This window comes from Microcoleus sp. BM001215392, assembly GCF_036700185.1.
GTDB lineage: Bacteria > Cyanobacteriota > Cyanobacteriia > Cyanobacteriales > Microcoleaceae > Microcoleus.
This window is the reverse complement of the sequence record NZ_JAUBOJ010000247.1, coordinates 1-11,128: the sequence shown is the minus strand read 5'-3', so window position 1 is coordinate 11,128 and position 11,128 is coordinate 1. Positions and strand designations below refer to the sequence as shown.

Annotated in this window: 11 protein-coding genes; 3 read left to right on the top strand and 8 right to left on the bottom strand. The window is 45.7% G+C overall.

The features are described 5' to 3' along the window. Positions 1-416: 416 nt before the first annotated feature. Positions 417-614, top strand: coding sequence for a hypothetical protein (locus QT974_RS22670; RefSeq protein WP_333277668.1), 198 nt, complete (start codon positions 417-419; stop codon positions 612-614). Positions 615-660: 46 nt separating this feature from the next. On the opposite strand, the gene QT974_RS22665 is transcribed toward QT974_RS22670, so the two are convergent. Then, complete coding sequence (locus tag QT974_RS22665) at positions 661-1,005, bottom strand: Dethiobiotin synthetase (RefSeq protein ID WP_333470679.1); 345 nt, start codon at positions 1,003-1,005, stop codon at positions 661-663. Positions 1,006-1,275: 270 nt separating this feature from the next. On the opposite strand from QT974_RS22665, the gene QT974_RS22660 reads away from it, so the two are divergent. Then, entirely contained in the window at positions 1,276-2,739 is a 1,464-nt protein-coding gene (locus tag QT974_RS22660) for an SGNH/GDSL hydrolase family protein (protein WP_333470678.1), read from the top strand. 239 nt (positions 2,740-2,978) lie between these two features. On the opposite strand, the gene QT974_RS22655 is transcribed toward QT974_RS22660, so the two are convergent. The 5 genes from QT974_RS22655 to QT974_RS22635 all read right to left on the bottom strand — a co-directional run bounded on the left by QT974_RS22655 (position 2,979) and on the right by QT974_RS22635 (position 7,929). Continuing rightward, entirely contained in the window at positions 2,979-3,794 is an 816-nt protein-coding gene (locus QT974_RS22655; protein ID WP_333470677.1) for an MlaE family lipid ABC transporter permease subunit, read from the bottom strand. Between the two features lie 323 nt (positions 3,795-4,117). Further along, a complete protein-coding gene (locus tag QT974_RS22650; protein ID WP_333470676.1) occupies positions 4,118-5,152 on the bottom strand; it encodes a patatin-like phospholipase family protein in 1,035 nt (344 codons plus the stop codon). Between the two features lie 157 nt (positions 5,153-5,309). Continuing rightward, entirely contained in the window at positions 5,310-5,939 is a 630-nt protein-coding gene (mtnB, locus tag QT974_RS22645; RefSeq protein WP_333470675.1) for a methylthioribulose 1-phosphate dehydratase, read from the bottom strand. A 181-nt stretch (positions 5,940-6,120) separates the two neighbouring features. Further along, the gene (locus QT974_RS22640) at positions 6,121-6,789 is read right to left on the bottom strand and encodes an HAD-IB family phosphatase (RefSeq protein WP_333470674.1); all 669 of its coding nucleotides are present in this window, start codon (positions 6,787-6,789) and stop codon (positions 6,121-6,123) included. 309 nt (positions 6,790-7,098) lie between these two features. After that, complete coding sequence (locus QT974_RS22635; RefSeq protein WP_333470673.1) at positions 7,099-7,929, bottom strand: Crp/Fnr family transcriptional regulator; 831 nt, start codon at positions 7,927-7,929, stop codon at positions 7,099-7,101. 356 nt (positions 7,930-8,285) lie between these two features. Between QT974_RS22635 and QT974_RS22630 the strand changes: the two genes are divergently transcribed. Continuing rightward, entirely contained in the window at positions 8,286-9,140 is an 855-nt protein-coding gene (locus QT974_RS22630; RefSeq protein WP_333470672.1) for a DALR anticodon-binding domain-containing protein, read from the top strand. 174 nt (positions 9,141-9,314) lie between these two features. Here the strand turns inward: QT974_RS22630 and QT974_RS22625 are convergent, their stop codons facing one another. Together QT974_RS22625 and QT974_RS22620 are read right to left on the bottom strand one after the other, a co-directional pair. Then, the gene (locus QT974_RS22625; RefSeq protein ID WP_333470671.1) at positions 9,315-10,475 is read right to left on the bottom strand and encodes an ATP-binding response regulator; all 1,161 of its coding nucleotides are present in this window, start codon (positions 10,473-10,475) and stop codon (positions 9,315-9,317) included. Then, positions 10,472-10,843 carry a response regulator gene (locus QT974_RS22620; protein WP_333470670.1) on the bottom strand — a complete coding sequence of 124 codons (372 nt, stop codon included), beginning with the start codon at positions 10,841-10,843 and terminating at the stop codon, positions 10,472-10,474. Before QT974_RS22620 ends, QT974_RS22625 begins: the two co-directional genes overlap by 4 nt. Positions 10,844-11,128 lie beyond the last annotated feature (285 nt).

Sequence of the window (11,128 nt, the reverse complement as noted above, 5' to 3'; positions counted from 1 at the left end):
GTTTGTAGTGCGGACTTGAGTCCGCCAGGTTTGTAGTGCGGACTTGAGTCCGCCAGGTTTGTAGTGCGGACTTGAGTCCGCCAAAGAAAACTTGATGAATGACTAAAAACCTATGTAGGAGGAACGCACGTGCGGACATGAGTCCGCCAAAGAAAACTTTAGGAAAAACTAAAAACCTATGTAGCTGGTGTCTGTGCCGCTGCGATCGGCTCAAACAAACACTATCTGTAACAAATTAATAAGAGTTGTTATTAATTTTGATAAGAGTTATCATGCCGCTTAACTTAAATTTTGCCTATCATGAATAATTATTTCATGGTTTCATATCTGTTGCCAATCTGAGTAACAATAGAAATATTGAGCGTGCCCCGAGAAACTTGGCGGCGCAACTCTACGGATTAAATGAGGATACTGCTATGTTTTGCCTGAACCGAGAAACCAGAAATTTAGGGCTAGTCGAAACCGGCAATAAAGAGCTGCGAGGCTCTAAAACCTCGGCTGCTAAAAATATCCGCAGTCCCCGATCGCGAGTTTACAAAGATGAGGCTTTAGTGTCGGCCTCGCTGGCAGGACTTCCGGCTCTTTTGGCATCCCTGGAAAGCTTTCGCGAGTAAAGTTTCACAACTGCTCTTGAAAAACATCGCCCGTAGACTAACCTAATTATTTCCAGACGCCAGAAAAGATATTCTTGACGGATCTCGCAATTCGATTTAAGTCTTCTTTGAGCAGCGGCGGCCAAGAAACTCCTCTGCGAAGTCCGGCATCAAATTGCTGCAAACTTTCTACTGAGAGTAAATGCAGTGCCGAGATTAATTGTCGATCGAGCATTGGAGATTCTTGCAGCCCATCAAACAATATTTTTAAAGCTAATAAAATCGATGTCACCTGTCCGGGTACGGGCGGCTGACCTTGTTTGAGACGGATCAGGAAGGCGTCGGGATTTTTCTTGGTTTCGAGGGCTGTTCCTTGGTCGAGCAGAAAACCGCGGGCTGTTTTGTAATCCATTGGACGTGCGATCGATCTCCTGTAATTAATTTAGCTGGCATTATATCACTTTTTGTCCCGCTCAATTTGGCAAAATAGCAAATAGAGAAGGCCCAAAGCCGATCGAGAAGGCATTCGGCCCAAGCAACTTATGGTAGTGCCCATTGCCATCTAGTATACAGCTCTCGCAAGTTGCGCAGCACCCTACCTCTCAGGGAAGGTGCGCCGCCGCGTACCCTAAAGCTAGCCTTGATAGTTATCAGTAAGTTTAGAGAACGGAAAAATCAAACAATGGCAAAGCAGCCTGGAAATAGTAGAAAATTCAAAATTTATCGCTACTGGTGGCTGCTTTGTTTGTGCTTGAGTTTCCTGTCAGTTGGGCTCCTCCAAAAAGGAGCTGCTGAAATGCCATTGTTCCCGCCCGCTGCTATGGCAAACAATCCTAATTTTGGAGCTAGGATTCAAAGAACGATGGGGTTACTAGCCGCCAGCACCCCCGCACAACGCCAGCAGGTACGCATCTTATTTTACGGTCAATCGATCACTCAGCAAGATTGGTGGCAAGATGTCGCCCAAGATTTAAAACAGCGATTTCCCTCCGCAGATTTGATTGTAGAAAATCGGGCAATCGGAGGATTTTCCGCCCCGATTTTAATCCGTCCTAGCGAACACGATTTGTATCCTTTTTATCCAGACTTGCTAATTTTTCACGTCTACGGAGGCGGTGAAGATTACGAAGCGATAATTGCCAATGTCCGCCGCCGCACTACTAGCGAAATACTCTTGCATTCAGACCATATTGACTGGATGCCGACAGGTAAAAGCGACGATCCAGAACAACTTAAAAGATATGAATGGCACAACACTCATTCTACTAAATGGTTGCCAGAGTTGGCCGATAAATACGGCTGCGAAATCGCAGAAATTCGCACACCTTGGCTGAGATATCTCAAAGACAACCGCTTGCAGCCACAGCAGCTATTGAGCGACTCGATTCATCTCAACAGTTGGGGAAATTTTCTGCTAGCGGCTTTGATTAAACCGCACCTGCGATACAATCCAAATCTTCCTCAAACCGCGCAGCAGGATTTAGTTAAAACTTATACGGTTGGTAAGGATGTTAAGTGGCAAGATGGTAAGTTGGTTTTGGAGTTTGAAGGAAATCGGATAGATGCGATCGCCGATCGAACCTTCAAGGGCGAGGCAATTTCTGCTAAAATTGCGATCGACGGCAAAAAACCTTCAGAATTTCCCGAACTTTATAGCATCACTAGACCCAGCCCCAGTCTTGGCGTCGGTTGGCCGGCAATCATCCAAATATCCCATCAAAAACCGCTCATCGTCGAAGATTGGAAAGCCGTCATTACCGACATTAACAGCGACGCCAGCAAGTTTAAATTTGACGTTATAGGTTCTAAAACAGGTTACGACGGCAGCGGTACAAACGAAGAAATGTTTGTTTCAAAATCGGGCCGCGTCGCGATGGAACCGAAAAACTGGTGGCTGCAAAATGCCTATGAATACTCTAAAACGCCTACGCCTAAAGGATTTGAGATTTTCTGGCAGGTTAAGCCGATGTTTGTTGATTCCTACATTCTGCCACAAATTGCAGATTCAAGTCGCGAATATCCTACAACATTGGCTCAGAATTTGAGCAACTCCAAACACATCCTCGAAATCATCCCCGAAACAGATGGGACAGTTCCTATTAAGGAAATTCGAGTTTATCGCCCTCCTTATATTCCTGCACCATAAATCAGGACTTTCATTCCTAATTACGAACTTAATTTATCTAATCATTTCTTCAACCAGCGTCCGGCTTGTTTCGTTTGTATAGACGCGGTTTCAACCGCGCCCGTCTTCTTAATTTATCTAATGATTTCTTCAACCTGCGTCCGGCTTGTTTCGTTTGTATAGACGCGGTTTCAACCGCCGAGTTTTCTAACAACAATTACTGTATAAACCTGGTTTAAACCCTACGTCCAATCTCTCAATTACCCCCCACTTCTCGTAATTCCCAACTCGTGAAACATTAACAACGATAAAAAGAAATCCGCCACAAAAACAAACACCCAAGAAGTCACAACCGCCGCCGTTGCAGCTTGACCTACCCCTTTCCCTCCGCCCGCCGTCGTCAATCCCCAGCCGCAACCGACAAGCGCAATTATCAACCCAAAAATTACACTCTTAATCGCCACAGTTACTAAATCCCAAGGCCCCAAAAAAGTCCGCACCGATTCCAAAAATACCGACGGTTCCAACTCATAAAAATTAACCGCCACAAACAGCCCGCCCAAAATCCCCACCGCCACCGAAAAAATGGTTAAAATCGGCAGCATGACGCAGCAAGCTATCACCCTCGGGACTACCAAATAATCAACCGGATTTGTTCTCAACATATACAGGGCGTCTATTTGTTCCGTCACCTGCATTTCTCCTATCTCCGCCGCAAAAGCCGAACCTACTTGTCCCGCCACCACGCCCGCCGTTAAAACGGGTGCTAATTCGCGACAAAATGCCACTGCAAAAGCACCTCCCACCGCCCCAACCGCCCCAAACCTAATCAATTCTCTAGCCGATTGAACTGTAAAAATCATGCCGGCAAAAAAGGCTATTAACAGCACCGAACGCAAGGAATCTAGGCCGACTGTTACTAAATGTTCCATGATTTTGCGGCGGTCTATTTTGCCTTGGACTACGCGCAGCAGCACTTGACCGCCTAGGAACAGCGTCACTAAAAACCGCTGAAACCACCTGTTCTTGAAGGTTTCATCAAAATGTCGATCGTGCTTTTGGTATTTTTTAACCAATGACTCAAGGCTGGCTATTATTCATTGCAAACAGCGCTAAGCACTGCTACATAGAGATTTTTGCCAATTGTACAGCAATTATTGCACAATTTGTCAACATATATTTTCAGTCGGCTAGCCTTAGGATTGGTGGGTTAGACGATTTGAGATTTGAGATTTTAAATTTTAGATTGGCAGTCATTGATTCTAAAATTTAAAAACTCGAATCGACTAACCGAGCACAATTTCTTCCAAAAACACAACCATAGTCAAACTCAAAATTGTGTGTTACATCAGTCTTTCCAATTGTTAAACTATTCAATTTAACAACTAAAATTTGACGGCTACTCGGCTAACAACAAATCGATAAAATTATCCAGCTCTGCATCATATTTTTTGGCTTGATCCTTGCCCATGCTCACCAGAGTAGATATTTTCTCGAAGGAGGCATCATCGATCGGCAGCGGTTCTTTACTGCTCAAATCCGGACTGATTCTCAAATATTGATTGGGCTTGTCAATCGCATCAAAAATTTGAATCATTTGATAATTTACAGTTTCCGAAACTCCCGTCATCATGATATTAATTAAAGGCTGAACCCACTCTACTTTACCCCAATTCTTAACTTTTTCGTAGGGGAATTTTTTCTGAGATTGTCCCGTACCTAGGGATAAAATTACCATGTCTTTTGCTGTCGGGCCTTTGTCGGAGCGAACCTCGGGAATTCTTAATTTATTTCTGACTTCCGCATAAGCACAAAGTCCGGGATTGTTTGCGAATACTCCTCCGTCAATTAAAGCGTAGGATTCCTTTGTAAAAGAGTAGATTTTGGGAATTTCAAAGTAAGAGGGAGCGGCAGATGTGGCCCTGGCAATATCTCTGATCGAATAGTCGGCTGCTAGATATTTTTTGGCATCTATTTGGTTGAAAAAGTGAGCTTTTCTCTTTTCGACATCGTAGGCGGTGATTAAACAAGGTTTCAGCAGCTCGCTGAGTTTGCAATCTCTAAAATTTTCCAAAAAGAATTTGTCTAACGCATCGCTGGCATATTTCTCATCGATCAAACCGTCAAGAGATTCGAGGGTTTGCCAAAATGAACTCTTAAAAATTTCGCGACCGCTATTGATGGAAAAATTAACCGCGTCTTGAGCAGTCCACCGGGGTCTGTTGGGATTTTTGGCATCGGGGCACAAATAGATGCAGGTTAAAATCCCTCCCGCACTCGTGCCGGCGATTAAATCAAAATAGTCAGCTATTCTGGCATCTGGGTTGCCGCTTTTTTGTTGTAGCTTTGACTCAAGGGTAACTCCGACTTGTGCGGGAATAATCCCTCTAATTCCGCCACCATCTATGGAGAGTATTCGAGTAAATTTAGCCATAATTGTTGCCTGTTCTCGATGTTTTATTGTTGCGTAAAGTTGGGAAAAAATAGTTTGAACGGTCAGTTAGAGCGCGGTAAGTAATGGCTCTAAGCTCCTGGCAGGTACACCCTAAATCATTGCGTATTGATGCACAGTTGCATAAATAATCTTAGATTTAACATTTCAAATCTAAATTTAATTGGCTGGCTGCGAGTGTATAGCGAAAAATGTATTCGACAATTTCTACGTAATTGTAGGCGGCGGCGGTTGAGTCACCCCAGACTGTGATGCCGTGATCGCGAATTAACAAAGCGGGTACGGAGGGCGATGAAACGGCAAAAAATTCAGAAATTTCTTTTGCTATCTTAGGTACTTCTAAATAATTTGCAAATAGGGGCATTGACACCTGGGGGTTTTCCTCCCATACCCCCAAGCCTTTGAGCATTTCGATCGCGGGTAAAGACACTGCATCGCCTGCGGTCAGCCGAGAAACTAAATTTGCTTCGATTGAATGCACGTGGTAGCAAGCTTTAGCCTCTGGAAAACAATTGTAAACGGCTAAATGAATGCTGGTTTCGGCGGAAGGGCGGGCTTCGGGAACTGGTTGCTCGACGATCGCGCCGTCTAAGTTCATTCTGATAAAATCTGAAGGGGTTAACTGCCCTTTTTGGCGCCCGCTAGCAGTAATCCAAAAACTGCCGTCTGGTAAGCGGGCTGAAAGATTGCCAGCAGTCCCAGCCATCCAACCGCGATCGTAAAAATGTTTGGCTGCTACAATTAATTCCGATCTCAAATCGCCACTCATTCTCTGCTAATCCTCTGTTTTTTATCTACTTTTAGGTAAATAGGAATTGCGCTGGCATACCTAAATGCAGGGTGTGCAACGCGCACTTTACCAATACAAATACCGCAGCCCTATGCCCTATGCCCCATGCCCTATGCCCTATGCCCAGGAGCATCTAATTCACCTGAGAAAGGCGATAGTTTCAATTCCATTTCTGGGACAAATGTTCCAACACATCAAAAAAATTATCCCATTTAGTATAAGGCTTTTGCTGTTCGTCGAGATACTCAGCCAGCCGATCGCGCGCAAACACAGAGTTCGCCTGCAAAGCCATGTTAAAATCAGTCAGCGAATCCCCGATCGCCACCTGTTCCCCGGCCGGGTGCAGGCGCATCACCTGCACCTTAGACACCAATTCTGAATCTCCTTCAAACTCAGAATTGACTTGCAAGCGAGGGCCGCTAGCATCCACATCCACAGCATAGATTGCGATCGCCCGGTGTACCAAATCACCCATCACCGCCTCTACCATAATCCGAAGCCCACCGGAAACGATCGCAAAATCTACTTTTTGCTCGTCCAAAAAATCCAGCAATTCCACCAATCCCGGCCGCATCAGCTTTCCCCTCGAAAATTCCTTAATTTCGGCATAACATTCCGAGGGAATAGACTCTAGTAACTGTCGCACGCCCGATCGCAAGCTCAACCTTCTTGCGTACATTTCCGGCATCAGTTGAGACGACAATTCCGGTGCGAAACGCTTGAGCATTGCCACAAAAGTTTCCTCAACAGTTATTGTGCCGTCAAAGTCGCAGAATACCACCCGTTTCTGATGGTTCCGGATGGGAGATTTTGGTTGGTTCACGGTCATTGTCAGTCGCACAAGATAGAGAACGGGAAAAGTTTATACAATTCATCGTACACCGAAGAAGTCTGTTGACCGCTTGAGGGTTGACAGCTTGGCCTGTAGTTCGAGTTGATTCGACTAAACTCGCGCTTCTGCGCAGTTGAAGCAACTCGAAGGGTTGACTGTTGACTGCTGGCTGCTGGAATAAGGAAGAATAAAATAGTTATCTTCCGCAAGGGTTTCAGGAATTAATAACTTCCTCACCTTCTGGGCGGTTGCTACAGTAGCGGTGGGCTGTTTCTGCGATCGCAGAAGAGAATTCGATCGAGATCGTCATTCGAGATCGTCTTCGAGATCGTCTTCGAGATCGTCTTCAAGATCGTCTTCGAGATCGTCTTCGAGATCGTCTTCGAGATCGTCTTCGAGATCCTGCTTTTGATTTTTGGTTTTTTGGGGAGTAGCCTTAGCAGGTAAACAGATTAAACTGTCATCCTCAGTATTAATCAAACCTTTCGATCGCAACTTACCCATCAGCCGCGTCACCGTCACCCGCGTCGAACCGATGGCGCTGCCAATTTGAGCGTGAGTCAAAGCCCAAGGCAGCCTGTAGCCCCGAACCACATCCGGTTCTGCCTCACCTACGTAAGGTTCCCCAAATTCTTCGATCAACAAAGTGAGAAAACCCAGCAGTCGGTCTATCGTCCGGCGCTGTCCCAAAGTGCTTAGCCACAGCAGCTTTCGCTGGTGTTGGTAGCGAAACGCATCCAATATTTCCCTGCGGAAGTGAGGCCAATTATCCAAATCGTGCCAATACATCCACACTACGTGAGTTTGATCGGCGTGAGCGAAAGCTTGGAGGGTAAACGGAGACTGAGCCACCAGTTCAAAGGGCTGACCGGCGCCGACGAAGCCCAAAAAAGCTTCTTCTGTGGTTTTGCGAGCCGATTTTAACCCCGGCTTCGCTGTAGCGCTAACTTGAGCGCTACCTACGAGCCGCACAGAACCTTTCTGAACTAAATACAGCAGTCCGGGTCTGGCAGGAATTTTCTCGTCTTTGCTAAAAGTCCGACAGCGGTAGTGTTCCTGGGCCCAGTCGATAATTCGCTGCCAAGTGATAAAGGGTCGATCGATCGTCTCTAGAGGAGTGGAAAGTGTGGATTGCATAAGTGAGGCTCTGGGATATATTTAATTAGTCAGAAAAACAGCTTTCGACCGCTTTTCTATACAAAGTGAGACAACCAACCCCCGATCCAGCTTACAGCTTTCTTAACTGTGCTGACTTTTCTCATTTTTACCTAAAAATTCAAAGTAGCAAAAAATACATCAAAATGGTAGGATTCAACCAAGAGTCGATCGTAAATTATTGTATATTTTGCCATAAAATCGCTATAAGCCTTATTCCTTCGATGTAGCGCCGACCGCTCAAGCCGATCGACCACCCCTGACATCAGCATTTTAACGTACAACGATCGCGCTAGCGGTAACACTGTTCATTCACTTTTACCGCAAAATGAGCAGATATGGATACACTAAATATCTTTAAGTGCCCGGAAGTTACAGTGAAGCATTTCTTGGTTGCAAGGTTCCAAGGTGCGATCGCCCGGAGAGGGACAATCAGCGAAATTCCGTTAAATCGGGTTAAAAATAGGGCGCGGGTGGTGTACGTGTCAGCTATCGCCCTGAAATTGGCTAAAACTTGGCAGCAGACACCGCAGGCGATCGCCTCCGAGTTGGTCGAAACTCTCCAACCGCTGTGCTGGCCGGATTTCACCGTTAAAGCCGTACCTGCGGGCACGATTGAGCTGGAGCTGACTGATGCGGGTTTAGCTTCGTGGTTGCAGCGTTTAGCTCAAATTGCGCTCCCTGTTCCAGAATATCCCATCTTATCTGCTGTTGTGTCCGCCGATCGGCTGTTTCCGATTCAGTACAGCCACGCCCGCTGCTGTTCCCTGCTGCGAATGGCCGATCGCGATCGGTTAATTGCGATCGCACAGCCGGATATCACCACAGCGCCGCAAATTTGGTCGCTGGCGGCCCCAAATCCTATTCCTTGGGTTGACAAGGGCGATCGTCGGCTGCGATTAGTAGCTCCAGCAGAACGCAGTTTAATTTCGGAACTGATCGCAGTGCTAGATAGTTTAGCTCCGGTTTTTGAGGCAAATCAACCCGAAAAACCTGTTAATTATTTCAAATTAGCCAATAGTTTGAGCGCAGCATTTCAGATGTTTTACAGTCAGTGCAGAATTTGGGGCGAAGTCAAAACAGAACAGCCAAAACTCGCCCAAGCCCGATTGGGTTTAATATTAGCAACTCAATCTTTGCTGCGGTTTATCTTAGAAGAGTTATTAAATGCCATTGCTCCCATAGAACTTTGATTTCACTCATAAAAAATGTTTGATCGTTCGGACTTTAGTCCTCTTCCAAATCAGAGGACTAAAGTCCGAACGATCAAACCATTTGAAAAATAGCACTACTGCGGCCGGATGGACTAGCCCCATTACATCTGCGAGTTCCATACTGAATATCCCACGATAATGCCTGCATCTAGTTTAAGGCGTTGCAGGCGAGACTTGCTGTTCTTCAAGTTTGGCGATCGGCAGCGTTACAGTAAATGTACTACCGACACCTTCTTCGCTGGTCAACGCAATTTCGCCGCCGTGCAAGTCCACACATTTTTTAACAATGCTCAGCCCCAGTCCTGTACCGGGAATTATACCGACATTTTTCGCCCGGTAAAACGAATCGAACAGCCGTTCTTGGTCTGCCAAAGGTATGCCAATTCCGGCATCTCGTACGGAAAAAATAGCCTCGGTTTCAGTGAGTTTTAATTCAAAAACTACTTCCGTATTCGGAGGAGAATACTTAATAGCATTAGACAGCAAATTGCTGAGAATGCGCCGCAGCAAGCTAGCCTCCAAACACGCGATAGCCGATTGACTGTGATTCACAAAAATTAGCGTCACCGCATCAGTTTGAGGTTTCAACTTCAGGCTGTTTTGAAATTCCGCTACCAACTCTTTACAAAACTTTGCCAAGTCTAGCGGTAGCAAACAAAGCGCCACTTTTCCTGACTCAGCTCGACCCAGCAGCAGAACGTCATCTAATAACTGATCGATGCTTTTTGCTGCAACTTGAGTTTTGTCAAGCAGTTCTTGTGTTCTATCATCTGATAATTTCGATTTGTACCTGGCAAGAACTTGCGTAGTACCGATGATGAAGTTCAAAGGATTGCGAACGTCGTGGGCAATCATGTATAGCAAAGATGTTTTGAGATCGTTGAGTTCTTTGGCTGTTTGCAAAGTGCGATCGATTTGGTCGTGAGACAATTTAAGAGTTAAAGACAACTGGCGCGATCGCAACAAAATCTCCACTCGCGCTTGCAATTCTATCTTCTCGATCGGAGCAATAATTAGATCGTCAATAGTTTGCCAAATAAATCGCGTTGCCATCCCGACATCCGAGCGAGATGTAATCAACAGAAAAGGCAAACACACCGGGTGTTCAGCCTGTTTTTGGGCAGCAATCCATTGCCAGTGGCGTTTCAGGGCAAGACCGTCAACTATACCCAGGTCAAAAGATTGATTTAATGGTAAAATTTCATCAATATTTTCAGTTAAGTTCGGCAGCAATACTTCATAGTAAACTGCCAGCCATTCTAACAACAAGCGGCGATTTTCTTTCTGTTCAACAAGCAATAAAATTTGACTCACGCAGGTTCTCCCAGCAAGCTGTGAACAATGGACAGCAAATCTCTAACGATCAAAGGTTTTATCAGTATACTCCGAGCACCGCGGGAGAGGCTTTCGTGCTGAATGGCAGCGCTTTGTCTGGGCGAAAGTATCAGAAAAGGGATTTCGTGATTTCGCAGTTGTTCGCAGCAGTCCCAAATTCGGCGATCGAAGCCAGAAATATCTACTAAAGCCATTCCGATCCTAGCAGGTTCGCCGATCGCCCGTACCACCTCTTCCAAGCTATCAGCCGCGATCGTCTGGTATCCTTCTTTGTTGAGAAATTTTGCTAGGAGTTCCAAGTTTCGCTGATTGTGGTCTACGGCTAAAATAATTGAGTTGCCAGTCATTTATCAGCTTCCTCTGAATACGGTTTAGCTTACTTTTCGGCGAGCTATTAAAAGTCGTAAAATACACAATTTTAGCTCTTGTAGGGACACGGCACTGCCATGTCTTTCGTCGTGTCAACTTAACGTACAACCCATAGTCCGGCAGGGGTTGAAACCCCTGCCTCAAAGCTAAAGTCGTCGGTCGCCGACTGAAGAACTCATTAGTCCTCTTTGAGAGGACTGTCTTCTATTAGATATCTTGCAAAAGTCGAAATGTATATGTAGGGGCGTAGCATTTGGGCGAAA